At 62.0% G+C, this 24,725-nt stretch carries 23 protein-coding genes; 10 read left to right on the forward strand and 13 right to left on the reverse strand.

Going from position 1 to position 24,725, the window contains the following annotated elements; genetic code table 11:
- On the reverse strand, positions 1-1,360 hold a 1,360-nt coding region (locus VK804_RS05970; protein ID WP_325368851.1), incomplete at its 3' end, for an amidase.
- 291 nt (positions 1,361-1,651) lie between these two features.
- On the opposite strand from VK804_RS05970, the gene VK804_RS05975 reads away from it, so the two are divergent.
- Positions 1,652-4,273: an ATP-dependent helicase gene (locus tag VK804_RS05975; RefSeq protein ID WP_325368852.1), complete on the forward strand. Its 2,622-nt coding sequence runs from the start codon at positions 1,652-1,654 to the stop codon at positions 4,271-4,273.
- Positions 4,274-4,301: 28 nt separating this feature from the next.
- Here VK804_RS05975 and VK804_RS05980 read toward each other — a convergent pair whose 3' ends face one another.
- Positions 4,302-7,016, reverse strand: coding sequence for an NACHT domain-containing protein (locus tag VK804_RS05980; RefSeq protein WP_325368853.1), 2,715 nt, complete (start codon positions 7,014-7,016; stop codon positions 4,302-4,304).
- Between VK804_RS05980 and VK804_RS05985 the strand changes: the two genes are divergently transcribed.
- The 7 genes from VK804_RS05985 (at position 7,011) to VK804_RS06015 (ending at position 11,798) form a co-directional block, all read left to right on the forward strand.
- Positions 7,011-7,223 carry a type II toxin-antitoxin system HicA family toxin gene (locus tag VK804_RS05985; protein WP_325368854.1) on the forward strand — a complete coding sequence of 71 codons (213 nt, stop codon included), beginning with the start codon at positions 7,011-7,013 and terminating at the stop codon, positions 7,221-7,223. The two genes, VK804_RS05980 and VK804_RS05985, sit on opposite strands and share 6 nt — an antisense overlap.
- 8 nt (positions 7,224-7,231) lie before the next feature.
- Positions 7,232-7,522 carry a type II toxin-antitoxin system HicB family antitoxin gene (locus VK804_RS05990; RefSeq protein WP_325368856.1) on the forward strand — a complete coding sequence of 97 codons (291 nt, stop codon included), beginning with the start codon at positions 7,232-7,234 and terminating at the stop codon, positions 7,520-7,522.
- A 92-nt stretch (positions 7,523-7,614) separates the two neighbouring features.
- Positions 7,615-8,352: a hypothetical protein gene (locus tag VK804_RS05995; protein WP_325368858.1), complete on the forward strand. Its 738-nt coding sequence runs from the start codon at positions 7,615-7,617 to the stop codon at positions 8,350-8,352.
- A gap of 175 nt (positions 8,353-8,527) precedes the next feature.
- Positions 8,528-9,652, forward strand: a complete 1,125-nt coding sequence (locus tag VK804_RS06000; protein ID WP_325368892.1) for a DUF2336 domain-containing protein — start codon at positions 8,528-8,530, stop codon at positions 9,650-9,652.
- A 33-nt stretch (positions 9,653-9,685) separates the two neighbouring features.
- Positions 9,686-9,907, forward strand: a complete 222-nt coding sequence (locus tag VK804_RS06005; protein ID WP_325368860.1) for a hypothetical protein — start codon at positions 9,686-9,688, stop codon at positions 9,905-9,907.
- Positions 9,908-10,116: 209 nt separating this feature from the next.
- Positions 10,117-11,040 carry an ABC transporter ATP-binding protein gene (locus VK804_RS06010; protein WP_325368862.1) on the forward strand — a complete coding sequence of 308 codons (924 nt, stop codon included), beginning with the start codon at positions 10,117-10,119 and terminating at the stop codon, positions 11,038-11,040.
- Positions 11,037-11,798, forward strand: a complete 762-nt coding sequence (locus tag VK804_RS06015) for an ABC transporter permease (RefSeq protein ID WP_325368864.1) — start codon at positions 11,037-11,039, stop codon at positions 11,796-11,798. The genes VK804_RS06010 and VK804_RS06015 overlap by 4 nt, the downstream gene beginning before the upstream one ends.
- Positions 11,799-11,854: 56 nt before the next feature.
- Here the strand turns inward: VK804_RS06015 and VK804_RS06020 are convergent, their stop codons facing one another.
- Positions 11,855-12,181 carry a hypothetical protein gene (locus VK804_RS06020; RefSeq protein WP_325368866.1) on the reverse strand — a complete coding sequence of 109 codons (327 nt, stop codon included), beginning with the start codon at positions 12,179-12,181 and terminating at the stop codon, positions 11,855-11,857.
- A gap of 277 nt (positions 12,182-12,458) precedes the next feature.
- Between VK804_RS06020 and VK804_RS06025 the strand changes: the two genes are divergently transcribed.
- Positions 12,459-13,271, forward strand: coding sequence for a L,D-transpeptidase (locus VK804_RS06025; RefSeq protein WP_325368868.1), 813 nt, complete (start codon positions 12,459-12,461; stop codon positions 13,269-13,271).
- 108 nt (positions 13,272-13,379) lie between these two features.
- Here the strand turns inward: VK804_RS06025 and VK804_RS06030 are convergent, their stop codons facing one another.
- From VK804_RS06030 to VK804_RS06055, 6 genes are all read right to left on the reverse strand, one after another.
- Positions 13,380-14,585, reverse strand: a complete 1,206-nt coding sequence (locus tag VK804_RS06030) for a DUF2252 family protein (RefSeq protein WP_325368870.1) — start codon at positions 14,583-14,585, stop codon at positions 13,380-13,382.
- Between the two features lie 98 nt (positions 14,586-14,683).
- Positions 14,684-14,878 (reverse strand): DUF3606 domain-containing protein, encoded by a 195-nt coding sequence (locus VK804_RS06035; protein WP_325368872.1) that lies wholly within the window; start codon positions 14,876-14,878, stop codon positions 14,684-14,686.
- A gap of 3 nt (positions 14,879-14,881) precedes the next feature.
- Complete coding sequence (locus VK804_RS06040) at positions 14,882-15,064, reverse strand: hypothetical protein (RefSeq protein ID WP_325368874.1); 183 nt, start codon at positions 15,062-15,064, stop codon at positions 14,882-14,884.
- Positions 15,065-15,381: 317 nt separating this feature from the next.
- Complete coding sequence (locus VK804_RS06045; RefSeq protein ID WP_325368876.1) at positions 15,382-15,885, reverse strand: ferritin-like domain-containing protein; 504 nt, start codon at positions 15,883-15,885, stop codon at positions 15,382-15,384.
- A gap of 209 nt (positions 15,886-16,094) precedes the next feature.
- A complete protein-coding gene (locus VK804_RS06050; protein WP_325368878.1) occupies positions 16,095-16,952 on the reverse strand; it encodes a hypothetical protein in 858 nt (285 codons plus the stop codon).
- 135 nt (positions 16,953-17,087) lie between these two features.
- On the reverse strand, positions 17,088-18,374 hold the full coding sequence (locus VK804_RS06055) for a hypothetical protein (RefSeq protein ID WP_325368880.1): 1,287 nt from the start codon (positions 18,372-18,374) through the stop codon (positions 17,088-17,090).
- 163 nt (positions 18,375-18,537) lie between these two features.
- Between VK804_RS06055 and VK804_RS06060 the strand changes: the two genes are divergently transcribed.
- The gene (locus tag VK804_RS06060; protein WP_325368881.1) at positions 18,538-19,938 is read left to right on the forward strand and encodes a TAXI family TRAP transporter solute-binding subunit; all 1,401 of its coding nucleotides are present in this window, start codon (positions 18,538-18,540) and stop codon (positions 19,936-19,938) included.
- Between the two features lie 18 nt (positions 19,939-19,956).
- Here the strand turns inward: VK804_RS06060 and VK804_RS06065 are convergent, their stop codons facing one another.
- The 4 genes from VK804_RS06065 to VK804_RS06080 all read right to left on the reverse strand — a co-directional run.
- Positions 19,957-21,210 carry a lactonase family protein gene (locus VK804_RS06065; protein ID WP_325368883.1) on the reverse strand — a complete coding sequence of 418 codons (1,254 nt, stop codon included), beginning with the start codon at positions 21,208-21,210 and terminating at the stop codon, positions 19,957-19,959.
- 41 nt (positions 21,211-21,251) lie between these two features.
- On the reverse strand, positions 21,252-21,698 hold the full coding sequence (locus tag VK804_RS06070; protein WP_325368885.1) for a hypothetical protein: 447 nt from the start codon (positions 21,696-21,698) through the stop codon (positions 21,252-21,254).
- A gap of 9 nt (positions 21,699-21,707) precedes the next feature.
- On the reverse strand, positions 21,708-23,306 hold the full coding sequence (locus VK804_RS06075; protein WP_325368887.1) for a GMC family oxidoreductase: 1,599 nt from the start codon (positions 23,304-23,306) through the stop codon (positions 21,708-21,710).
- Positions 23,307-23,382: 76 nt separating this feature from the next.
- Positions 23,383-24,725, reverse strand: a 1,343-nt coding sequence (locus VK804_RS06080; RefSeq protein ID WP_325368889.1) for a fused MFS/spermidine synthase, incomplete at its 5' end; no start/stop codon positions are given.

A 24,725-nucleotide genomic window follows, 5' to 3' on the forward strand; every position in this document is an offset into this window, starting at 1 on the left:
AGTGCAATGGCACGCTCATGGCGGGCGTGCCGGTCAGGTTGGCGAGTTGGGTGAACGGCACATATTGCAGACTGTCGCGCGCGATCTTGTCGATCGTGCCCTCGAGCAGACCGATGCGCGCGAAAAGGCCGAGCAGGCGCGTGCGGTCGAGAAGATCCAGCACCGTCTGCTCTGCAGCCGTCGGATCGCCCTGTCCGTGGCGGATCGGCGGATGCGCCAGCGTCGGGGTCAACAGCATGTCGTAACGCTGGTGGAAGCGTGCCAGCCGCCGTGCGAATTCGTTCCACTTCAGAAGCTGCGCCGTCAGCGCCCCGGCGGAGATGGCTCCGCCTAGCGTCGCCAGCACGCGCGTCAGGAGTTCGAAATCCGAGCGCCCTGCGCCTCGCATGCGCGCCTGAGCCACCATGGCGGCGACCTGGCCGAAATAGATGTACAGGAAGGCCTTCGCGAGCGCGGCGCCATCGATGTCGGGCGCGGCTTCCTCGACCTCGTGGCCGAGGCCGCGCAGGAGGTTCACCGCCTCGTTCACCGCGGCTTTCGCCTCCGGGTGAACGTCCGTCCCGATCGGCGAGGCCGACGTGAAGCCGATGCGCAGGCGGCCTGGATCGCGCTGCATGGCCTGCGCGTAGGATTCGGCTGGCCTTGCCACCACGAAGGGATCGCCGGGCTCAGTGCCCGACAGGACATCGAGCGCGACGGCGGTGTCGCGCACGCTGCGGGAGATCACACCTTCGCTCGACGCCCCATACCAGTACTCGCCATAGCCGGGCCCCGAGGAAATCAGCCCGCGCGACGGCTTCAGGCCGAACAGCCCGCAGCATGCGGCGGGAATGCGGATCGAGCCGCCGCCGTCATTGCCCGCCGCCATCGGCACGACACCCGATGCGACGGCGGCGGCGGCGCCGCCGCTCGAACCGCCGGGCGTGCACGCGGCATTCCAGGGATTCGAGGCGCGGCCGAACAACTGCGAGTCCGTCACGCCCTTGAGCGCCAGCTCCGGCAGGTTGGTCTTGCCGAAAATCACCAGTCCGGCTTCGAGGTAACGCCGCACGACATGGGCATGTTCGGATGCGGCGGCCTCGGCAAGCGACCTGCTGGCGTAGCTCGTCGGCAGTCCGGCGTAGTCCTGCGCGCAATCCTTGATCAGGAAGGGAACACCGGCGAACGGACCTCGAAGCGGATTCGTCAGTTGCGCGCGGGCTTCGCGGTCCATCAAGCGACAGATCGCATTCGTCTTCGGTTGCGCCCGCTCGTTCTGGCGTATCGCCAGTTCAAGCAGTTCTTCCGCGGTCGTCTCCTTGCGTGCGACGCATTCGGCAAGCGCGACGGCGTCGCGCTTCAGATAGTCGGTGAAATTCACGACGTCCCCCGGATCGCTTTTCGGCTCGGCCGGATCGTATCGCCTTTGCCGGCGCAAGCCAGTCTTTGTTCCCTGCCCGATACCGGCCGGCCGGAGCCGGAATAAAAGCTCGACCGGCTATCCGCGTTTTCGAGCCAAATGGGTTCCGGTTCACGTCAACGGCTCCCGTGAGGAGCGCCGGATAAGTCTGTAAAACGTCGGGGTCAGGCCCCATATAGCCATTGATCCCTGCTATGAAGGCTCCCCTTCACGGCCCCGCGGTGCCATCGTGGGCGGAAGACGATTCGTAAGATGACCGAGCCGAACCGACTGAGCCCTCACGGCGTTCCCGACCACCAGCCCGCCGCTGGCGGCATTGCCGCGCGTGCACGCGCGACCGCGACCCCGCAATATCTCGCAGGCCTCAATCCGGAGCAGCGCGAGGCGGTGGAAACCCTGGACGGGCCGGTTCTGGTGCTGGCCGGTGCCGGCACCGGCAAGACGCGGGTGCTGACCTGCCGGATCGCCCATATCCTGAGCCAGGGCCGCGCCCGGCCCGGCGAAATCCTCTCGGTCACCTTCACCAACAAGGCCGCGCGCGAGATGAAGCTGCGGCTCGGCCAGATGCTGGGCCAGGCGGTCGAGGGCATGCCGTGGCTCGGCACCTTTCATTCCATCGGCGGACGCATTCTGCGCACCCACGCCGAACTGGTGCAGCTGAAATCCAATTTCACCGTGCTCGACGTCGACGACCAGGTCCGGCTGTTGAAGCAGCTGCTCGCCGCCGAGAACATCGACGACAAGCGCTGGCCGGCGCGGATGCTGGCCGGCCTGATCGACGGCTGGAAGAATCGCGGCCTGACGCCCTCGCAGGTGCCGCCGGGCGAAGCCGCCATCTTCGGCAATGGCAAGGGCGGCAAGCTCTATGCGGCCTATCAGGAGCGGCTAAAGATCCTCAACGCCGCCGATTTCGGCGATCTGTTGTTGGAGAACATCCGGCTGTTCCGCGAGCACGCGGACGTGCTGCGGAATTACCAGGGCCGATTCAAGTTCATCCTGGTCGACGAATATCAGGACACCAACGTCGCACAGTATCTCTGGCTGCGGCTCTTGGCGCAGGCGCCTTCTTCTTCCACCTCTCCCCGCGTGCGGGGAGAGGTCGGATCGCGAAGCGATCCGGGTGAGGGGGAGCCTCCGCGAGTCGCGCTTGCTGAGACAGCCCCTCACCCCAGCCCTCTCCCCGTGAAGGACGGGGAGAGGGAGCAGACCGTGCCTGCCGCAACACCGCCGCCCGCCCCCTCCCCGCCCCCGAAAAATATCTGCTGCGTCGGCGACGACGACCAGTCGATCTACGGCTGGCGCGGCGCGGAGGTCGACAACATCCTGCGCTTCGAGCATGATTTTCCCGGCGCCAAGGTTATCAGACTCGAGCGCAACTACCGCTCCACCGGCCATATCCTGGCCGCCGCCTCGCATCTGATCGCGCATAATGAGGGCCGGCTCGGCAAGACGCTGCGCACCGAGGACGTCGACGGCGAGAAGGTCACCGTCACCGGCTCCTGGGATTCCGAGGAGGAAGCCCGCGCCATCGGCGAGGAGATCGAGGAACTGCAGCGCGCCGGCCACAAGCTCAACGATGTCGCGATCCTGGTGCGGGCCTCGTTCCAGATGCGCGAATTCGAAGACCGTTTTGTCACCCTCGGCCTGCCCTATCGCGTCATCGGCGGCCCCAGGTTCTACGAGCGCGCCGAAATCCGCGACGCGCTGGCCTATTTGCGGGTCATCAACTCGGCCGCCGACGACCTCGCCTTCGAGCGCATCGTCAATGTGCCGAAGCGCGGGCTCGGCGACGCCACCGTGCAGATGCTCCATGACCACGGCCGCAAGCGCCGTATTCCGCTGTTCGAGGCCGCGCGTGCCGTGGTCGAGACCGACGAGTTGAAGCCGAAGGCGCGCGGAAGCCTGCGCGACCTGCTCACCAGTTTCGACCGCTGGCGTGCACAACGCGAAGTGACCTCGCATACCGAATTGGCCGAAATCGTGCTCGACGAGAGCGGCTACACCGAGATGTGGCAGAAGGACCGTTCCGCCGACGCCGCCGGCCGGCTCGACAACCTCAAGGAACTGGTGCGTTCGATGGAGGAGTTCGAGAATCTGCAGGGTTTCCTCGAGCACATCTCGCTGGTGATGGACCGCGACGGCGCCGCCGATGACGACGCGGTGTCGCTGATGACCTTGCATTCGGCCAAGGGGCTCGAATTCGACAATGTGTTTCTGCCGGGCTGGGAGGAAGGCCTGTTTCCGAGCCAGCGCACCCTCGACGAACAGGGTCGCGCCGGCCTCGAGGAAGAGAGGCGTCTCGCCCATGTCGGGCTCACGCGGGCGCGCCGCCGCGCAAAGCTTTATTTCGCCACCAACCGGCGGATCCACGGCACCTGGTCGACCACGATCCCCTCGCGCTTTCTCGACGAACTGCCGGCGCACAATGTCGAGATCACGGAATCCAAGGGCGGCTCGGGCTGGGGCGGCTCCGGTGGCTATGGCCCCTCGCGCTTCGACAATGTGGAATCCTTCGGCTCCAGCTACACGACGCCGGGGTGGCAGCGCGCGCAGGCCAACCGTGCCCGCGGACAAAACGGGCGCAACGGACAAGGCGGCGGACAGGCCGGTGGCGGCTTCAACGAAAACCAGTCGCCGTTCTCTTCGCGCGGCGACCCAGTCGGCTCGCGCAACAAGCGCGGCCCGATGACCATCGAAGGCGAACTGGTGGCCAAATCCACCGGCACCATTTCGGAATTTTCCCTCGACGACCGCGTCTTCCACCAGAAATTCGGCTACGGCAACGTGGTGAAGATCGACGGCAACAAGCTCACCATCGCCTTCGAAAAGGCCGGCGAGAAGAAGGTGGTCGATAGTTTCGTCGAGCGGGTGTAAAGAGATCAAGTGAAACTCGCGCCGAGCGCTACTTTGCATCGATCTCCTGATCCAGCTTCGTCGCCTGAGCGCGAAGCTCCAAAAAATTTCGAGCTGCATTGATCAATTTTGACGGTTTGAATGGGCGTCTCCGTAGTAACTCAATGCCTTCATGGTCCAATGGTCTCCACCTATACCATGTAGCCACCCCAAAAAAACTTCGAACTAGCGACACACCGAATGAAGCCATCCTGAGATCGTCTAGATTTAGAAGATGTCTATACAACATAATCCTAGAACGAGCGAACAAAGCCATTGATACCGCACCCAAACAAACCATGCCGAAAATGAACAATTCCCCCCCGTGAGAGATCAAGATATTCCATAAGTTCGATTCATGATGAGATTGTTCTTTTGAATCCAAAATGTACAACGCCATCGAAAAGGTCAAACCGAAATAAGCACCGAAAAAAGCTAATGAAAGAATTTTCAAGAGAAACCCAATAATCGTTGACTGTAGTCGCGATGAATTAGGAGCGGGCACCAGTTTCAACGCATTTACAAGCGCGCAATATTTTGTGTCCTCGTTGCCGGCGTACGCTACCGCCACGCAATCAGTATAAAGTGACGGCGGAATAAACTCTCCGATCGACCACAAACTGGAATTTGAGACGGAGTTCATTTGCTCCGGCAACAGCCGCTGGGGTCGTCGGGAAAGAGCCAACGCAGCCGCTGCGGATCGCAATCCCCCCTCAGCAATTAAGCACGCCCACGCCTTGTTACTCGCCATCTCCTTCAATGCGCGCTCCAGCGCAATCGCCATGAAGGGTGGTTGGCTTAGGTTGTTAATGACAACACTTGGCAGGTCCTTCAAAACATCGACACCACACAGTGAAGCAATTCGAAATGCTGCGGCCGCATCTTGTTCGGCGTAGCTTTCAATCAGCTTTGCCAGTGGGGCCGCAGATCTTTTGGCAAATCCTTGAAAAAACGTGGCGATACTATCCGCCTTTTGAATCCCCGCGACAACCCTTGAAGCTCGTTCAGCATCAGATGCAACCACTAAAAAAAGGTGCAGATCGCGCAGCCAATCGGAGTTCCAATCAACTTCCGAACCAGTTAGCAGACTCTCGATGGAGGCATCCACATATCCAGGCCACAGCGGATGGGCATAGAGTTTGGTTTCGAGAAAAGCTCGAGCCAACAGGCGAGAGTCATTTGATTCCGAAACCTCTTGAAGACACCGAGGTCTTCGATGTCTGGGGCTCAGGGCTGCCGCGAAAGGCAGGACTTCGACCAAGCGGGACCGCGCAGCCGGCACAAGCGAGAAAGCACGATGTGAGACCAACAATGCTTCCCATCCGTCGCCGCGCCCCTGAACGGCTTCAAAAGCACAAAAAAATTCACAAAAAGTGAGGTGAATAAATCGGAATGTTTCGCCTTCCTGCTCATCTGAAATTATTCCGGTTTCTTTGGCCAGCTCTTTAAAATATCTTTGGGCATCCGTCTCACTTGAAATGCCGACAACTTGCGAAACGGCCTTCAAACCGGCATCCCAAGAAAGATGATTAGGCGCTTGATCAGGGTCGGTTAAGTGATCGAACGCGATGATACCTAATATTTTCTGACGCTGTTCTCGCACGACAGCCTGAGCCTCAACGGCACCAATCTGCTTCGCACGCCGTTTGATCAAGAGCTCATCAGAAACTTTTGCATAGAAGTCCGTTCGAGAGTCGGGAGCAATCTGATAGCCAGAACTTTGGTCCTGCGCCACATACATCGAAAGAACCAAAGGGTTCGCGCACATTTCCCGAAGAGTAGGACGGTCGGTAAGCTCGTTGTAGATACGAACCACATTCTCCATTTTCGCATTTCGAAATGGCCACCGCGTAAGGAATAGATATATGTCGGATGGTGTGAATGGTTTTACAGACAAGACCATTGGAAATTGTTCGTCAAAATGCCCTCTTATCTGTTGATGAAATTGCGTCCTCATCGTCAGGACAATCGCACTTTCGGCTCCTAGTTGCTGAAGCCGGCTGGAGAGTTCATTTATGGCGGTGGAAACGCGGGGGTATGCAGCGGATGAAACTTCATCCAATCCATCGAGAATTATCAACAGACCTGTCTTGTTGGCGTAAGCATCGAAGCATTTTTCCAGATTATAGACCTCATTTTTTGCGCATTGAGCCTTAATGAAAGTTAGCATCCAATCGCCAAGTTTCTTAGTGGCAATACTCTTCGGGATTTCCAGAGTGCGGAGTTCCAGCAAGAACGGAAATCTTGAAATTTGCGGCAAATTTAATCCGCGCTGACATTCATCACGGAAAAGGCGCTTTGCTGCAGAGCTTTTTCCTGATCCGGGGTCTCCGATAATTCTAACTCGGCTACCTGCCTCTAAAATGGACGCACTCTTGAAGACTGCATTCGCTCCTGGATTTTCCATGATTAGCGGGATAAAAATTTCGTCGATGGGCAGACTGACTTCGAGTGTCGCCGGTATCATTAAGCTTTTGCTGGGGCCAGCTAACTGCAGCCTGCAGTACCGCTTCAGCGTTAGAGCTCCCGCCGCTCGATGAACAAATGCCTTATTAAGTACGTAGACCAGACCATCGATAACGTACTTGAAGGCGTCCTTTAGAAAGCGACGCGCCACGATCGCAAGATATATCAGCATCGGACCGACTATAAGCGGTACCAACGCTGACAATGGATCAAACTTCCAATCTTTAAGTATCCCCAGCACTGCACCCCCCAGTTGCATGATGCAGCTTCTTCGCAGAGAGCGCCTGCGTCAAGGGGTGGAGTTCGGGCGTGCGAGGGCTGGACGCGCCTTCGCGTTACCGGCTTTCACCATGTCTTCAAAGGGCCTATCTCGGGAGCAACCGTGGTCGTTCCGCACCCCAAGAAGGACTCGGGAAAAGGGCTGGTTCGTGCCATTTATAAGGGGGCAGGATGGAAGCCTGACTGAGGTTCGCCGTGGCACATTACATCGCGATCATCGAGGATGCAGGACCGGACTCCGCCGTAGGCGTTTGGTTTCCCGATCTGCCCGGCTGCACGTCGGCTGGCGATGATGTCGACGAGGCATTGCGCAACGCGCCGGAGGCTTTGGAACTGTATGCCGAAAGCTTCGAAGCAGACGGCAAGCCGATGCCTCGCCCGCGCACCCTCACCGAACTGAAGGCCGATCCGGAAATCGCAGACGATATCAAAACCTATATGGTGGCTCTGATCGAGTTTCCCGCTCGCGCTCACGCGGCGGAGTGACAGGATCACCTCCTCACTGCGAGAAGAAGGTGGTCGATAGTTTCGTGGAGCGGGTGTAGAGTCCGCATTGACCCGTCACTGGGACAGCGGACTTGTTTGATTGGTTGCATTCAAGGAAGCAGCTGTATAGAGGCCCCGAAGCGAGAGGACCGCTGCGAGGGTTCGTCACCCCTGCTGTCCTCTGGCAGGACCTTTCGAGGCGCGTCCCGCAATATCTCGCCGATGTCGATCAGGGCAAACTGATCCATCCAGCCTGCAAGCGCGCGCTGTCGGACGCCGGCGGCGATGTGGGCTCGGTCTGGGATCACACCCGGCTGGAGGCGATGCAGTACATCATCGCGGTGCCCGGGCACAACTCCGGGCTGCTCGGCGAAGCCGGTCGTCAGATCGAAATGATCGACGCCTATCTTTTTCAGCGCCCGCATGCGGACACCGTGATCGATTTCACCGGAAACACAGCCGCCGATTTTTCCATCGCGGTGGTGGCCGGCCTCAACTGGCTGACCCACTGCGCCCAGCTGGCGGCCGTCGACCGGGCCCAGCAATCCGGCACGCTGCGGCATTTCAGAAAGCTGGTTACGCTCGCGCGGCTTTGGTGGCTTAACGAAGGCGCCGTCGAGCGCTGCGCGCAGATGCTGTCGAGCGGGGAGCAGCCGCCACTGATGCTCTATTTGATCTGGTCCGATTACACGCGGCTGGCAAAGCAGATCGCCGCCGCCGCCATTTTTGGCGCCTCAGTCGACCGTTCGGCGAAACTGGTGACGCTGCCCGCCGATCTCGTCTCTCGCTTCGAGACCGCGAAGGATCCAGGCGATCTCTCGGACATTTGAGCCGACGGGTCGGGGGCCGACTTATCGCAGGACCTAACAAACTCCGTCGCATTTGAGCGAATTTTTACAAGCAATACTTATCCGCGGCCTTTACCGAAAACTCGTGGATTCTGCGTATCCTTTGATCTGGAGACCGCGGGAGCACAACTTGCTGCAATTCAAGACTACCAAGAAAATGAGTGAGGCGAGTTCGTTTCTCCGGGATCTCGACGAAGCGGTCTCGCGCGGGACGCCCGAGAGCCGCAAGCGCGCCTTGTGGCATACCACCGACCTGATGATCACCGGCGGCTACAGCGACGACGAGATCTGGACTTTTGGCGAGGTGATCGGGCGGCTCGCGGACGAGATCGAGGTCGCCGCGCGCGTCCAGCTTTCGAAGCGGCTGGCCCGCTTCGACCAGGCCCCGATCAACATCATCCACAAGCTCGCCTTCGACGACGAGATCGAGGTCGCCGCGCCGATCTTGCGGGAGTCCGAGCAGCTCGAACCCTACGCGCTGGTCGCCAACGTCTGCACCAAGAGCCAGAGCCACATGCTGGCGATCGCGCAACGGAAATCGATCGATCAAGAGGTCACCGACGTGCTGGTGACGCGCGGCAACCAGGACGTGGTCAAATCGGTCGCGACCAACAACGGCGCGCGGTTTTCCGACTTCGGCTTCCTGCACATGATCCAGCGCGCCGAAGGCGATTCCATCCTCGCCGAGCAACTCGGCCTGCGCAAGGACATCCCCCGCCACATCTTCCAGCAACTGATCGCCAAGGCATCCGACGACGTGAAGAAGCGGCTCGCCGACGAGCGGCCGGAAATGACCGATCAAATCCAGTCCTCGGTGAGCGATGTCGCGGGCGAGCTGCAGTCGAAATTCGGTCCGGTGTCGCGCAGCCACTTCGTCGCCAAACGGGTGGTGGCGACCCAGCATCGGCAGGGCAATCTGAACGAGAGGAGCATCGCCCTGTATGCCACCTCGCACAAGCTCGACGAGGTCACGATCGGACTGTCGCTATTGTGCGCGCTGCCGGGCGACGTCATCGAACGCGCGCTGTTCGACAAGAACAGGGAAATGCTGCTGATCCTGGCCAAGGCGCTGGACTTTTCATGGCCGACGATCATGGCGCTGTTGTTCCTCGGCGCCAAGGATCATCGCATCACCGCGAAGGATTTGAAGGACCTCGAAAGCGAGTTCGGCCGCCTCAACGTCGCGACTTCGCGCAGCGTCCTGCAATTCTATCAGTCGCGCAAGAATGACGCGGCGGCGAGTGCCAGTGCCAAGCGGCAGCCGGCGTTGGCGATGCAGTGAGATGAGCTGAAAACGGCAGAGGGAATATTGGTCATGAACGCAATGTCATTCGGTGCACGCAGGCTCCCCGGTTCCGCTTCCGATGAGCGGACGTCGGAAAAGCCGGTGGATGCGGCCTGGATCGTGCTGGAAGCCGCCAACGATCTCGGCGACCACGCCACCGTCGAAATCTGCCGGCGGGTGATCGATGCCAACCTGAACGGGATGCCGGCCTCGCCATACGACATGCACGTCATCGCCGAATATTTCAGGTGATCGCGGGACGGCCGCGCCGTTACGGCGGCCTCCGATCGGGGCAAACCGGTCGCCTCGCCGATTAGCACCATATGCGAATCCCATGGACCCGGCTTCGCCGGCGCTTGCGCTGACGCGGCGAGGTTCCTATCTGTCTGACCTCGCCCGTGCGGCCCGAAGTCCCGCGTTGTCGCTTCCCGCATTTCCGATTCAGGCCGACAAATCCCTGCATGCCCCCGATCATATCCGTCACCCATCTGTCGAAGACCTATGGCACCGGTTTCAAGGCGCTGAAGGATATCAATCTGGAAATCGGCCGCGGCGAGATTTTTGCGCTGCTGGGGCCGAACGGCGCCGGCAAGACCACGCTGATCAGCATCATCTGCGGCATCGCCAATCTGAGCGAAGGCCGCGTCCTGGTCGGCGGCCACGACATCAACCGGGAATATCGCGCCGCGCGTTCGCTGATCGGCCTGGTGCCGCAGGAACTGCACACCGACGCCTTCGAATCGGTGTGGGCGACGGTGAGTTTCAGCCGCGGCCTGTTCGGCAAGCCGAAAAATCCTGCCCACATCGAAAAGGTGCTGAAGGACCTGTCGCTGTGGGACAAGAAGGATTCCAAGATCGTCACCCTGTCCGGCGGCATGAAGCGCCGAGTGATGATCGCAAAGGCTTTGTCGCACGAGCCGCAGATCCTGTTTCTCGACGAGCCGACCGCGGGCGTCGACGTCGAACTGCGCAAGGGCATGTGGGAGGTGGTGCGGACGCTGCAACAAGGCGGCGTCACCATCATCCTCACCACGCACTACATCGAAGAGGCCGAACAGATGGCCGACCGGATCGGCGTCATCAACAAGGGCGAGATCGTCCTGGTCGAGGACAAGGCCGGGTTGATGCAGAAGCTCGGCAAGAAGCGGCTGAAGCTGCATTTGCAAGGCAGGATCGAGGCGATTCCGCCGGCGCTCTCGCCCTACAATCTCGAACTGTCCGACGAAGGCTGCGAGCTGACCTATCATTACGACACCAAGGGCGAACGCACCGGCATCACCAGCCTGCTCGGCGACTTGCGCGCCGCCGGCATCCGTTTCTCCGATCTCGACACCACGCAGTCGTCGCTGGAAGACATCTTCGTCAGCCTGGTGAGGACGCCATGAATTTCAGGGCGGTCCGCGCGATCTATCTGTTTGAAATGTCGCGTACCTGGCGCACGCTGCTGCAGAGCATCGTCTCGCCGGTGGTTTCGACCTCGCTGTATTTCGTGGTGTTCGGCGCCGCGATCGGCTCGCGCATCACCTCGATCGAAGGCGTCAGCTACGGCACCTTCATCGTGCCCGGACTGGTGATGCTGCAGGTCCTGACCCAGAGCATCGCCAACGCCTCATTCGGCATCTACTTCCCGAAATTCGTCGGCACCATCTATGAGCTGTTGTCGGCGCCGATTTCCTATTTCGAGATCGTGCTCGGCTATGTCGGCGCCGCCGCCACCAAGTCGATCATCCTTGGCCTGATCATCCTGGCCACCGCCGGCCTGTTCGTGCCGCTGCACATCCACCACCCGTTCTGGATGCTGACCTTCCTGGTGCTGACCGCGGTGACCTTCAGCCTGTTCGGCTTCATCATCGGCATCTGGGCCGACGGTTTTGAGAAGCTGCAGATGATCCCGATGCTGGTGGTGACGCCGCTGACTTTCCTCGGTGGCAGCTTCTACTCGGTCAACATGCTGCCGTCGGGCTGGCGCACCATCACGCTGCTCAACCCGGTGGTCTATCTGATAAGTGGCTTCCGCTGGAGCTTTTACGAGATCGCCGACGTCAGCGTCGGCGTCAGCATCGGCATGACGCTGACGTTCCTCGCGATCTGCATGATCGTGGTGTGGTGGATCTTCAAGACCGGCTACCGGCTGAAGAACTGAGGACTCGTCATTCCCCGCGCAAGCGCGTAGCGCTTGTCGCGGGGAATGACGAACTGCTAACGATAGCAGTGGAAACGATCATAGCGATCGTAGAAGCCCCGGCAGTGGTGCCGATACCGCGGACCCGGAATCCCGAGCACGCCGTCGACCGCGCCCATCGCTCCGCCGACGCCGGCGCCGACCGCGCCGCCAACCACGCCGCCGACCGGACCGGCGGCCCGATTGCCTTCATACGCGCCCTCCTGCGCACCGCGCACGATGCCCTGGGCATGCCCGATATGGGGCATCGCGAGCAATGCGAGCGCGAGCGCCGCGCCCGCCAGATAGAACTTCGTGGGCGAGCCGGTCGACAGCGCCGACGCCGCGATCTTCGTCTTGTTCATCTTGTTCTCTCAATTGCTGTTGCCGGCCGCGAATGCGCCAGTGGGATGGGCATGTGTAACGCCGATGTGACGGAAAGGTTGCGTGCTGGCCGCGCCATTCACGAAAAGCTGCGCAACGGCCAGATTGCGCCGCCTGGCCGCCTTAGTTTGCGCCCGCCTGCGCGTTAACGATGGGCAGAACACCGCGCTGGAACAAATGCCGATCTTCGGGCATATTGAGGCGGGGGACGATGAGAGCGGGTGCGGCAGTCAGTCAAGGCCCGGAGGCCAGGTTAACATGCGTTGCTTCTTCGTTGCTCTCGCTGGTCTGGCACTGTTCGCCGTCACCGGCGCCGCCCAGGCCAACATTGCCATCACCGTCGACAAGAACAATCAGATGATGACGGTCGCGGTCGACGGCGTCGAGCGCTACCACTGGCCGGTCTCGACCGGCAATCCGTCGCACGAAACGCCGAACGGCACCTTCCGCACCTTCCGCATGGAGGCTAGCCACTTCTCGAAGGAATTCGACGACGCGCCGATGCCGCACTCGATCTTCTTCACCAAGGTCGGTCACGCCATTCACGGCACCGAGTCCGAAGGCCACCTCGGCGTGCCCGTTTCCCACGGCTGCGTGCGGCTGTCGCGGGCCAATGCCACGACGCTGTACGCGCTGGTCGAACAGGAAGGCGTGCTCAACACCACGGTGACGCTGACCGGTTCTTCGCGAATCGCGCTCGCGCGCAACCCGCGCGCCAACACCGCGGTGGCGGGCCGCGATCCCGATCAGCAATATGCGCCGCAATACAATTCCGCCGGCGAACCCGTCGTCCTGACCCCACAGCAGCCGGCGCCCGGCCAGTACCAGTATCCGCAAGAGCGGCCCGATGACGGCTACATCTATCCGGCCGACGGCAGTTCGGATGTGGCGCGCTATCCGGCGCCGCGCTCCAGCCGGCGGGTCTACGACGCGCAGGCCTATCCGCAGCCGCAATATCAGTACGACAATCGCGGCTACGCGCCGCAATACCCGCAGCCGCAATATCCGCAGCCGCAGGTCTACGCGCCGCGACCCTATTATCAGCCGCGCGGGCTGTTCGATCAGGACTAGCGCGCGGGCTCTATTCGAACGCGCGCTTCCACTTTGCGATCCGACCTGCCCGGCATAGCTCCGGGCCGACATTTCAACGAAACTCTTCAACGCCGCCTGACCGAAGGATTAGGGCACGCCGGCGGTCTGGTTCGCGTATTTTCGGCAATGTTCGAGATAGGCCACCTCATGGCTTCCGATCAATGCAACGACGCTCGACCACAGCCATGACGGCGCATCCAGCGACTTGGAGCGGTAGCGCTCCAGTTCAGCCGACCACGCCTTTCGGGTCTTTTCGTCCATCTGCCGCGCATGAGCCTTGCCGACCACGCCCGCCAGGAAGCTGGCCGCCTTCATGGCGTCCGACACCGTCAACCGTTCGATTTCGATCTTGAGGTCCTGCGGCAGCAGTTCGCGAATGAACACCGAGCGCTTTTCGATGTGGCCGGCCACCATGCGCTTGCCGAGATGCGGTGACAGATGCATGGCACCCTCGACGACGCGCTGCGCCTGATCCTTCGGCATTTTCTGACCGGCATAGCGCGGCGCCGCAGCCGTCACCGCTTCCTTGATGTCCATCAGCGCCATATCTCGCTTCTTGCCGGTTCCGATCCCGAGCAATACCGCGAAACGCAGCAACCCGAGCGAGCTGCATCCCTTCATCCAATAGGCGGCGTCGAGCACCTCAACGGGCGCGTCATCGTCGCGCGATCTCAACGAGGTGGCAAGATGGCGCATGGCGGGGGTTTGAAACAGTTCGGCGATATCGGCTTTTTCCGAGCGGGATAATGCCCAGAACTTGCTACCGAGCGGGATCGTCGGCTTTTGATTTTCCAGCCGCTCATTGGCGAGATGCTTCCATGATCGCGCGACTGATTTCCTCATCACGAACTGAATTGACTTGGGCGCGTCGTCGATGCTGTCGGCGTCCTGCCGCAAGGCGGCCTGATAGCCTTCGACGACCTGCTCCAGAATCCGTGCCGTGGTCACGCCTGGCAGATCGGAACCGCGCGACGCCGTCGCCAGCGAAAGCGCAAGGCGGACGATGTCATGCGCGGGGTTGCCGATCACGGTTTGATCGAGATCGCGAATTTGAATCGCGACGCGGCCGTTGACGCCGGCGACCGGCCCGAGATTGCCGGCGTGGCAATCCCCGCAGATCCAGACCGCCGGTCCCTCAGGCAAGGTGCCGCGCTTTTGCGCTTCCAGCCATTGGTAAAACTGAACCGTACTGCCGCGCACATAGGCGTGTGCGGAGCGGGCCATCTTGAGGGTTTGACGGAGAGTCAGCGCCGATATTCGATCGCGAGGCCGCAATGCTTTCTTCGTGGACATCCCGATCCGATCGATTTGAAATAGCCGAAACAGATGCTTCAGCGAGGCAATGGTCTGCGAGGACTGGCCACCAATTGGAGGCGTTTTCCGAAACTGCGCTATTGAGGCGGCTCCGCCTGGAGGCCCATTTGCTTCCGGACGGCGACAACGGAATTGCCGACCTTGTCCACGGCGCGTTGCAGTTCGCTTCTTGTCACGCCAAGATGTTTGAGCCAGCGACGAACTTCGGCTTCGTCCTGCATGGCGATATGGCTGCGGTCGCGCTCGCCCTTGCTGGCCAGAACATCGCCCATCGATCATCCCATCCCGGCTTGAAGCAGCAATTCCGCGCTGTGGGCGAGAGCCTCGCACGCCAGCGCCCGATCGATTTCCGCGTCTCGTTTTGGGCCGGGCGGCAGCTTCTCGGCGTCGCGACGACTGAGGTTCGCCAGATTTGTCCAGTCGACATTGGAAACATCGATATCGTCGGGAAGCACCATGGTGCGTTTCTCAGTGATGCATAAACAGAGCGAGCAGCAGAATGATCGGCAATGGAATTCCGATCAGCCAAAGCAGGACGCCTTTTCCGAATGACATGACAGCCTCCATTCCATCATCAGCTGCATAACAAACGTGCAGGCGTCCCCTTGGTTCCAATGCAGGCTTCTCTCGCCGCGCGAGAATCGGAGGCCATCGCGAAGCCGTCGTCACTCAACATGGTAAACGACCCCATTGATGGGGCGCCGGTTCGAAAGGAAGTCGTCAAAAAAAGGCGCCGGGACGCTACGGTGTCCCGGCATTCAGTTGGGAACGATCGTCAGATAGCTTGTTCGGCCTCGACGTTGACGACCGATTTCGCCAGAGTTGTCAGAGCGGCATCGGTGGCCTTTTCTTCCTTCAGCGTCGCGTCCAGGAGCGCCACGGCGTCCGGCATTCCCAGCTCTTCGGCCCATGTGCGTAACGTGCCGTAGCGAGACATCTCGTAGTGCTCGACGGCCTGAGCGGCCGCGAGAAGGCCGGCGTCAAGCGCGGGCATTCCCTTGTAGTCCTGCATGATCTCTGCGCCTTCGTCGGTGATCCCGAGAATGGCATCACATGTCTTGGCGCGGGCGGGCTTGCCCAGGATACTGAATACCTGTTGAAGCCGTTTGACCTGGCCGCGGGTTTCTTTCTCGTGTTTGACGAAGGCCGCCTTTAAATCCTTCGACTGCGCAGCCTTGGCCATTTTCGGCAGCGTCTTGAGAATCTTGTTCTCGGCGAAGTAAACGTCCTTGAGCGTGTCGTGGAACAGGTCGCTCAGTAGTTTTGGTTTTTTAGCCACGGAAGCCTCCAGAGTAAGAAATGAACATGTAAACGCGGGTGGCGGTCCGTCGCCGGTATCGCGTGGGGTGGATTCCCCGCCCTCATGGGCGGGGAATTGTTTCGGCCGTGCGTTTAACGCAGCAGCAGAATCAGGATGATCAGGGGAATCGGAATGCCGACCAACCAGAGAAGAATGGGCATGTGGTTTTCCTTTCACGATTGATGGGATTATCGGATAGTTCTGCGGCGCCAGGTGCCATCGCGGAGGCCGCCGCCTTCGGTCGCGGCGAGGCTGGCGCAAAACGCGCCGATGAGAAGCGATGCCGTCAGCCAGAACGCCAGCTGCTCAGCTGCTTTCCGGGCCGCGTCCGCGTCGGCCTTCACCTGTGTCACGACGTCATTGACGCGCTTTTCGGCGTCGGCCTGGCTAAGGCCGGTTCGCGCAGCGACCACCTTGGCAACATATTCCCGGTCGGCTGGCTTCAGATCGCCGCCATTGCGGAAGCTGCTGGTAAAAAGCCGAACCATTTCGCCGCGGGAGTCGGATGCATTTCCGGAATTCTGGCCGGAATTTGGGGCGGCGGCCGGGTCGGACCGCAGCAGCGTGTCGACATAACCGTCCATCGGACCCGCCCGGCCCGCGGATGCGACCGCGCCCTGGGTAACGCCGGCGGCCGTCCCGCCCAGCAGGTGCGCTGCGGGCGACGCCAGCAAAACGGCCCCCAGCACGGTGGCAAGCGCCCAGGCGATGAAACCGTGCGCCGTATCGCGAAAATAGACTTCGTCGCCCTGGACGCCGATCCATCGCGAGCGCAGACGGCCGGCGATATAACCGCCGACCGACGACGACAGCATCGCGATGACGACAAGATAGAGCCCGGCACCGATCTTGAAGGTGGTGGCCGAAACGCCCGAGCCGCTCCACGGCGACACAACGGAGAGGCCGAGTCCGATGCCAAAGGCGAGAACCACAAGAGTCAGCGCGCAGCTGACGACCGCACCAGCGGCGACGGCAGCCCAGGAAACGCCTGCGACAGAGGGTTCTCCTGTATCTACCCCGGGTTGAATGACGACGGTATCGATCATGGTGCGCTCCCGGCATTATCGCGGACGTTCAAGCCGCGTGCCGAATTAATGAGCACAGGCAAAAAAGGTTCCGACCGATCGGCTTTTGCTTCGGGAGCGAAACGACGGCGCGCTTTTCCAGATGCCGGATCGGGTCTACTCGAACGCGCGCGGCCCACGCTCCGCGATCTTTCGCACGGCGTCGGCGAAGGCGCGGGCGACCGGCTCGAGAATCTCCGGGCCCGTGGTGCTGATATCGTCGGCCGGGGTGTGGAAGAAACGGTGCAGGCCGGCCATGCCCAGAAAATTCCGGTAACCCGCCGCCTGCACGTCGCGCAATTCACCAACCGCCTGCTTCTCCGCGACCAGACGCGTCGCCTTGATCGCAGCGAAGGATTCCGCGACCAGCGGCACGGCCGACGGGCTCAGCACCATGAAGCGAAGCGCATCGTCGACCCGGTCTTCACGCGTAAAACCCTGCGGCCCGGCGCTCCATGCGTAACACGCATTGGAGGCCCCGAAATGCACCCAGGCTAGGGTGTCCTGCGGCGATGGCGCGCCCTGCTTCAGAAACAGTTCCATGCCGCCATGGCCGATCTCATGGCCGGCGGTGGCGATGAAGATGAAATTGCCGGGCAGTTTCTCGGCCGCGACCGTGCGGGCCAATGCCAGAAAATTGGCGATACCCGGCCCGCGCTCGCAGACGCAACTGTACCAGCCCGTCATCGGGGTTGACACCACAATGACCGGTCCCTTGCCGGCGCCGATCCGGCCGACGACATTGCGCCCGGCGACATTCCGCTCGTAGTGGCCGGCGGCATCCAGCGTGACCGCCGCACCCGAGGCGACCGCGCGTTCGAGTAGACCCCTGTCCTTGCCCGCGACGACCATCACCGGCACCGGCCATGGCGGATCCTCCTGCGTCACGTTATAGGCGAAACGGTCGTCGCCGGGATTGCCGATCACCAGCAGGATCGCGGCGGGGCCGCGCGCCGCGGCTTGCGCGATCGCCGCCCGATGCGCCGGGCCGAGATAGGCGCTGCGGTCATAGGGCAGTTCGATCCACACGATCTTGCCCGCGGCCTCCCCGTCGCGCACCACCGGCGCGGTCAGGCGGAACGAGCTCTTGTCTTCCGGCGGCCACCAGAACGGCGTCGCCTCGATCGTCGCACCGTCGACCTCGACGCTGGCGCGATCGACGAAATATTGCCGGCCGAGAATCACGGGCTGGAACTCGACCCCAAAACCCGCCGCCTGCAATTCGCCGGCGATCCAGTCGGCGGTGGCGCGGTCGCCCGGCGAGCCGAACCGGTGCGAGCCGAACGAGGCGTAACGAGCCACATCGTTATAGAGATTGGCGCCGGCGAGGAAATCCTCCGCGCTAGCTGCTTGTTCGAACGCCAAGGCCATCACCATCCCGATCAGAACGCGCCATCCCGGCATTCCGCCGCCCTCTCATCGTCAGCGCTTGCAGCGTCGGCCGGAGAAGCGGACTTTGCAATCGCAAAACTTGACCCATGCCGCCGGACAGCCATCTGACCCGGACCGGGAAGCGTGCTATGCTGCCATCCATAACCGCTTGGATCCCTGGCAACCCGGCAGCGACATGTCCCAAACAGACGGCTCGAACGGTGCATTGGAATTGCCGGCCCGCGGCCGGAAAAAGAACAGCTATTTGTTCCTGGTCCTGGCGGTCGGGCTGTTCATCTTCGCGGGCGTCGCCGGCGCATCCTATCTGCTGTGGCGGCCCACCACCCTGCGGATCGCGGTCGGACCGTCGGGAAGCGACGACCAGCAGCTGATCCAGGCCCTGGCGCAGGCCTTTGTCCGGGAAGGAAGTCCGGTCCGGCTCTCATTGATCACGACGGCCGGCCCGGTCGACAGCATTGCCCTTCTCAGAACCGGCAAGACCGATCTCGCCGTGGCGCGTGCCGATGAGGAGATGCCCGACGGCACCGAGTCGGTTGCCATCATGCGCAAGAACGTCGTGGTGCTCTGGGCGCCCAGCGGTTCTCCGCGCAAGGGATCGGCCAAGGGTGCCAAATCGAAAATCAAGACGCTCGACGATCTCGCGGGTCATCGCGTCGGTGTCGTCGGCCGCACGCAAGTGAACGCCACGCTGCTTCGCGTCATCCTGACGGAATCCGGCGTCAATCCCGACAAGGTCGCGATCGCGGCATTCAACACCGACCAGATCAATGAGATGGTGCGCGATCCCTCGATCGATGCGTTCATGACGGTCGGCCCGCTCGACAGCAAGATCACGATCGATGCGATCGCCGCGACCGCGCGCGACAGGGGCGAGCCGACGTTTCTGCCGATCGATGTTTCCGAAACCATCGCCCGGAAGCATCCGCTCTATGAATCCGAGGAAATTCCCGGCAGCGCCTTCACCTCATCGCCGGCCAGACCCGACGATACCGTCGAGACCATCGAGGTCAATCACCTGATCGTCGCGCCGAAATCGCTGTCCGACAATGCGGTCGGAGCCTTTATCCGGCAGCTGTTTGCGGTTCGGCCGCAGCTTATGCGGGAACTGCCCACCGCGGCGAAGATCGAGAAGCCGGACACCGACAAGGATGCCGCGCTGCCCGCCCACCCCGGTGCCGCGGCCTTCATCGACGGCACCGAGCGGACCTTCATGGACCAATACAGCGATTACATATGGGGCGCCGTGCTGCTGCTTTCCGTGATCGGGTCGGGCAGTGCCGCGTTGCGCCACTATATCAAGCGCGACGAACGGCGGCTGAACACCCTGCATCGGGAAAAATTGCTGGCGGCGATTTCACTGGTGCGGAAGATAGATTCGATCGAGGAGCTGGACGCGCTGCAGAGCGAGGCGGACGACATCCTTCGCGAAACGCTCGACTACTTCGATGACGGCGCGATCGAGGAAGGCGATCTGACCGCCTATGCGCTGGTGCTTGAGCAGTTTCATCATGCGGTGGTCGATCGACGAACGGCGATCGCCGGCTCCGCGGTCAATATGCCGCGGATGCGCGCCTGACGGCGCGCCGCGGCAACGCTACGCCAGGGTGACCATGCCGGCCCAGAATTGCTGCCTCTCGGTGCTCGCCTCGACATCGTATTTGCGCACGAATTCCAGTTTGCCGTCGCCGCCGATGCGGAACATGCTGATGGCGGCGGGGACTACTCCGATATCGGTCCCCTCGCGTACCGGCATCGGCCAGACCGACGCGGTGACGAGCAGGCGTCCCCTCGAATCGATCCCGAAGGTGCGAAGGTAATTGGCGTGACCGTCGACATTCTGGATCAGCGTCGGCTCGCCGGTGGCCTGGTCGATGGCGAAGACCGCGACCGAATTCTCGCCGCCGGCGAACACTTTCTTACCCTCGACCTCGGTCAGCCAGAAGGCGCGGTTGGTGAGATAGACAAAGCGCCCGTCGGGATGGACGTGGATCGGGCCCGCGGCCTGCCGCAGCTTCGACGAGGGATCGCTGAGCGTCTCCTTGATGAACATCGGCTCGCGCGAAAGACCGGTCGCCGGATCGCGTCTGTAGACGTGGAGCTTGTTCTGGCTCTCGACCGAGACATAGACCCATGGCTCGGTCGGGTGAAAATCGAGATGTCGCGGCCCGAACTGCATGCCGTCTGCGGGCTGGATCGCCGCGAGGTTGCCGAGCACGCCGTCCTTGAAGCTGAAGGTCTTGATCGAGCCCGGGTTCACCGGATTGTCGCCCGGCGCGTTGTTGCCGCGCGTGACCAGAATGACCTGCCGGTTGTCGGGCGTGACGCGAATCTGGTGGGCGTATTTGCCGGTATCGAGCGCATCGGGCTGATCGACGCGGTCGCCGAACGTGCCATCGGCGTTGATGCGATGCACGGTCAGGCCGCTCGGATCGTTGTAGGCGGTCAGCAGGTATCCGCCTGTCTTGTCGACGCTGGCGTGGATCGGACGCGTGTGCAACGCCAGCGGCGCACCATGGGGCGTCAATGCGCCGCTGGCGGGATCGATCCTGAAGGCGCTGGCAAAATGCTTGTCGCCGCGAATGCCCGACGAGCCCGAGCCGCCGTTGCTGGAGACCACATACAGATACTGCTTCGACGGATGCGGCCAGGCATATTGAATATTGGCGGGCGCCGATACCGTGTCGCGCCTGACGAGGGTGGCTTCGTCGGCGTCTACGCTATAGAGCGTCAGCTCGGGCCCGACGGCCGCATAGAACACGTCTATCGCCTTGGTGTCTCCGGCGAGCGACGCCTGGGGCGCGGCGATGCCGCCGACCAGAAGCGTGGTGAATGTGCGGCGGTCAATCATGGCTTCCTCCGTTTTTTCTTTCTTGACGGCGACTTGTTTGTTCAGTCGATCGGCCGGTACATCCGCGGCCGCTTGCGGACGGGATCGAGCAGCGACCAGTCGCCCTGCTCGACGACGTGCCCCTTCGGGAACGGCGGCCGGGGCTCCTGGCCGAGCGAGCGCATCACCCGGTCGTCGCGATAATAGCAAAGCAGCACCACTCGGACCAACGCAACCAGGGGCGCGCCGCCGGTCTGGTGAAACGTCGCGGCGACCTCGGCGCGGCGCGCCGGTTCGAGATCGGCGAAGGCTGTGCCCGCAAGCGTGGCGAGCTGCGCCAGCGCGCGGCAGACGTCGTCGTGGTCGCGCTCCAGGCTTTTCAGGATATCGTTGAAGATGCGTTCGTCGTCGGCGCCCGGCACGTCATAGGTTGCGCTCGGTGGGATGATCATACCGGCGAGCGCACGGAAATCGCGGACCTGTTCGGCGGTGAGTTCGGCGTTTTTCATGTCGATCTCTCAGTCGAACAAATCAGCGAGGCGCTGCTTGATGCTGTCGGCGATGTAGAGCGCCAGCGCCTGGATGGTCGAGGTCGGGTTGACGCCGCCCGAGGTCACCCAGATGCTGCCGTCGACGATGAAGAGGTTCTTGACGTCGTGGCAGCGGCCCCATTCGTTCACCACCGAGCGTTCGGGGTCGGTGCCCATCCGCGCGGTGCCGAGCAGATGCCAGCCGCCGTTGAGGATCGGGCTCTCGACGCAGATGTTGCTGGCGCCGGCCGCGTTCAGCACCTCCCTCGCCCGCGCGATGCCGTGCTGCATCATCCTGTGGCTGTTTTCGCTGATGGTGTAATTGATCTTCGGCGCCGGGATGCCGCTGGAATCCTTCAGCACCGGATCGAGCGTGACGCGGTTATGCTCTTCGGGCAGATCCTCGCAGATCGCCGACAGCCCGATGCGGCGGTTGACGAGCTTGCGGTAGGCCGAATGATGCTCTTCGCCCCAGGGCAGCCTTCCCGCGGCTGAACTCACGATCGCCTCGAAGATCGAGCCGACGCCGCGGCCGAACTGAAAGGTATAACCGCGGACGAAATCGCGTCTGGAATCGGTCTCGTAGAATTCCTGGCTCCACAGACAGAGCGGCGGGCCGTGATTGCCGTCGAGCGGCTCGTCGACATAGCCGTAGTTCAGCGCGTAGGGGTGGAACATCAGGTTCTTGCCGACCAGCCCGCTCGAATTGGCGATGCCGTTGGGGAATTTCCCGGAGACCGAATTGAGCATCAGCCGTGGCGTGCCGACGCCGTTGCAGGCGAGGATCACGACTTCGGCCGGCTGAAAATGCTCATTGCCCTCGGCGTCGTAATAGATCGCGCCGGACGCCATGCCCTGCTCGTCGACCGTGATCTCCCGCACCCGGCACATGGTGCGCAGCTCGACGCCGGCGCGTATCGCCAGCGGCCAATAGGTGATGTCGGTCGAGGCTTTCGCGCCCTGCGCGCAGCCCGGCGTGCAGTGGCCGAGATTGATGCAGCGCCCGCGTCCCTCATAGTCTGTCGTGGCGATGGTGGAGTCGGACGGCCACCAGTGCCAGCCCAGTTGGTTCATTGCCTTGCCGAACCGCGTGCCCGACTTGCCCAAGGGCAATGGCGGCATCGGCGGCTGTTTCGGCGGATAGGCGGGATCGCCTGATAGCCCCGAGACCCCCATCATGCGGTCGTTTTCGGCGAAATAAGGCTCCAGCGTCGCATAATCGATCGGCCAGTCGTCGGCGACGCCGTCGAGCGTCCGCACCTTGAAGTCGGACGGATGCAGCCGCGGAAAATGCGCGGTGTACATGATGGTCGAGCCGCCGACGCCGTTGAAATTCACCACCTTGATCGGCGAATTGGCGTCGTTGATCGGATAATCGGTCGGTCGCGCGCGGCGGTTGGGATTGACGGCGAAATCGGAAAACAGCCGCGCCTCCCAGTCCCGACCGTTGCTCGGATAGTCCGTCGGCTTCACCCAGTCGCCCTGCTCGAGGCAGAGAATGTGCATTTTCGTATCGGCCAGGCTCCAGGCTACCGCGGCACCCGATGCCCCGGAGCCGACGATCAGGACATCGACCTTTTCGTGCATTGTATTCTCTCCCCCGCCTCCCCTGGACAATAACCCTACTCTTCCGGAAATGCCCAGCGCGATTGCCGCGTGCGATCTACTGCTCGCCGTCGCGTAGCCGCCGATAGACCGCGCCCAGCACGTTTGAATAGTCGTCGGTCCAGACCCGCTGGCTTTTGTCGGCCTCCGTCAGTTCCCACACATCCGACGAGGCCAGCTTGCCGACATCCGCCTCCTCGCGCGCGCAGACCACCACCGAGGTCGCGAAGATGTATTCGTTGTCGCGGTTGGAATCCTCGCTGTAGACCCAGCTCTTGAGGTCGTTGGCCTCCGCGATGCCGACGATGACGCTCGACAATTCCAGATGCCGGTTGGAGACGTGCATCACTACCGCGCCCTGCGGCGCCAGCTTCTGCTTGTAGATCGCCATTGCCTCCTGGGTGGCGAGATGGATCGGGATCGCATCCGACGAATAGGCATCGACGATGATCAGGTCGTAGACGCCGTCCGGCTCCCGGGCAAAGGTCAGGCGCGCATCGCCGATCACGGGTTTCAGATCCGGTTCGCAATTCTGGATATAGGTGAAATATTTCGGGTCGCGCGCGGTATCGACCATGGATTGATCGATCTCGAAGAACTTCCAGCTTTCACCCGGCTCTGACGCGCAGGTCAGCGTGCCCGAGCCGAGCCCGATCACTGCGACCCGTAGCGGCGCCCCCTTGCGCTCGCGCACCGCCGTGATCGCCTGCCCGATGCCGCCGTCCTTGTGGTAGTAGGTGATCGGCTCGGGCCGGCCGGTGACCGGCGTGCCGTCGTCGTTCTGGAATTTCTGCGCGCCGTGAATGGTGGTGCCGTGCATCAGCACGTGATACTGGCCGTTCGGCGTCACCACGATCTTGTGCACGCCGAAGAAGCTGCGCACGGTTTCGACCCGGCCGTCGTCGGCCGGATAGGCCCGGATCAACACCAAGGCCACCACCACAGTGGCAAAGATCTTCCAGCGGCTGGCGTTCAGCCCGAGCGCCAGCAGCGCCGAAAGCACGCCGACGGCGCCGATGACCCAGACCCGGTGTTCATCGAGCCAGGCGATAGTGTTGCCTTCGGAATAAGACGGCGCGATCAGCGCCACCGCGAGCACCGCGATAAAAGGCCAGTACCAGGCGCTCCAGCGCGGCAAACGCTCGTTGCCGCCGGTCGGGCGGCACAGCACCGCCAGGGCCAGCAGGATCGGGTATTCCGCGATCCACGAGAACGCATAGGGCGCGATCAATCCGGCAAACAATCCGCCGACCATGCCGCCGAACGACAGCGCGACATAGAAGCCGGTGAGATATCTTGCGGCTGGGCGGGTGCGCGCCAGCTCGCCATGGCAGGCCATCGCGATGATGAAGAAACACAGCAGGTGCCCGCCGAGGGTCAGCAGCAGGTTCTGCTCGCCAC

It is taken from the genome of Bradyrhizobium sp., assembly GCF_035484855.1.
Classification (GTDB): Bacteria; Pseudomonadota; Alphaproteobacteria; order Rhizobiales; family Xanthobacteraceae; genus Bradyrhizobium.

Coding starts and splice junctions, on each gene's coding strand:
- VK804_RS06065 (WP_325368883.1), bottom strand. CDS start 21,210: ATGATTGACCGCCGCACATTCACCACGCTTCTGGTCGGCGGCATCGCC.
- VK804_RS06035 (WP_325368872.1), bottom strand. CDS start 14,878: ATGGGCGATGTTCTGGCCAGCAAGGGCGAGCGCGACCGCAGCCATATC.
- VK804_RS06010 (WP_325368862.1), top strand. CDS start 10,117: ATGCCCCCGATCATATCCGTCACCCATCTGTCGAAGACCTATGGCACC.
- VK804_RS06055 (WP_325368880.1), bottom strand. CDS start 18,374: ATGCCGGGATGGCGCGTTCTGATCGGGATGGTGATGGCCTTGGCGTTC.
- VK804_RS06020 (WP_325368866.1), bottom strand. CDS start 12,181: ATGAACAAGACGAAGATCGCGGCGTCGGCGCTGTCGACCGGCTCGCCC.
- VK804_RS06005 (WP_325368860.1), top strand. CDS start 9,686: ATGAACGCAATGTCATTCGGTGCACGCAGGCTCCCCGGTTCCGCTTCC.
- VK804_RS06075 (WP_325368887.1), bottom strand. CDS start 23,306: ATGCACGAAAAGGTCGATGTCCTGATCGTCGGCTCCGGGGCATCGGGT.
- VK804_RS06030 (WP_325368870.1), bottom strand. CDS start 14,585: ATGTCCACGAAGAAAGCATTGCGGCCTCGCGATCGAATATCGGCGCTG.
- VK804_RS05975 (WP_325368852.1), top strand. CDS start 1,652: ATGACCGAGCCGAACCGACTGAGCCCTCACGGCGTTCCCGACCACCAG.
- VK804_RS06060 (WP_325368881.1), top strand. CDS start 18,538: ATGTCCCAAACAGACGGCTCGAACGGTGCATTGGAATTGCCGGCCCGC.
- VK804_RS06000 (WP_325368892.1), top strand. CDS start 8,528: ATGAGTGAGGCGAGTTCGTTTCTCCGGGATCTCGACGAAGCGGTCTCG.
- VK804_RS06015 (WP_325368864.1), top strand. CDS start 11,037: ATGAATTTCAGGGCGGTCCGCGCGATCTATCTGTTTGAAATGTCGCGT.
- VK804_RS06070 (WP_325368885.1), bottom strand. CDS start 21,698: ATGAAAAACGCCGAACTCACCGCCGAACAGGTCCGCGATTTCCGTGCG.
- VK804_RS06025 (WP_325368868.1), top strand. CDS start 12,459: ATGCGTTGCTTCTTCGTTGCTCTCGCTGGTCTGGCACTGTTCGCCGTC.
- VK804_RS06050 (WP_325368878.1), bottom strand. CDS start 16,952: ATGATCGATACCGTCGTCATTCAACCCGGGGTAGATACAGGAGAACCC.
- VK804_RS05980 (WP_325368853.1), bottom strand. CDS start 7,016: ATGCAACTGGGGGGTGCAGTGCTGGGGATACTTAAAGATTGGAAGTTT.
- VK804_RS06040 (WP_325368874.1), bottom strand. CDS start 15,064: ATGGTGCTTCCCGACGATATCGATGTTTCCAATGTCGACTGGACAAAT.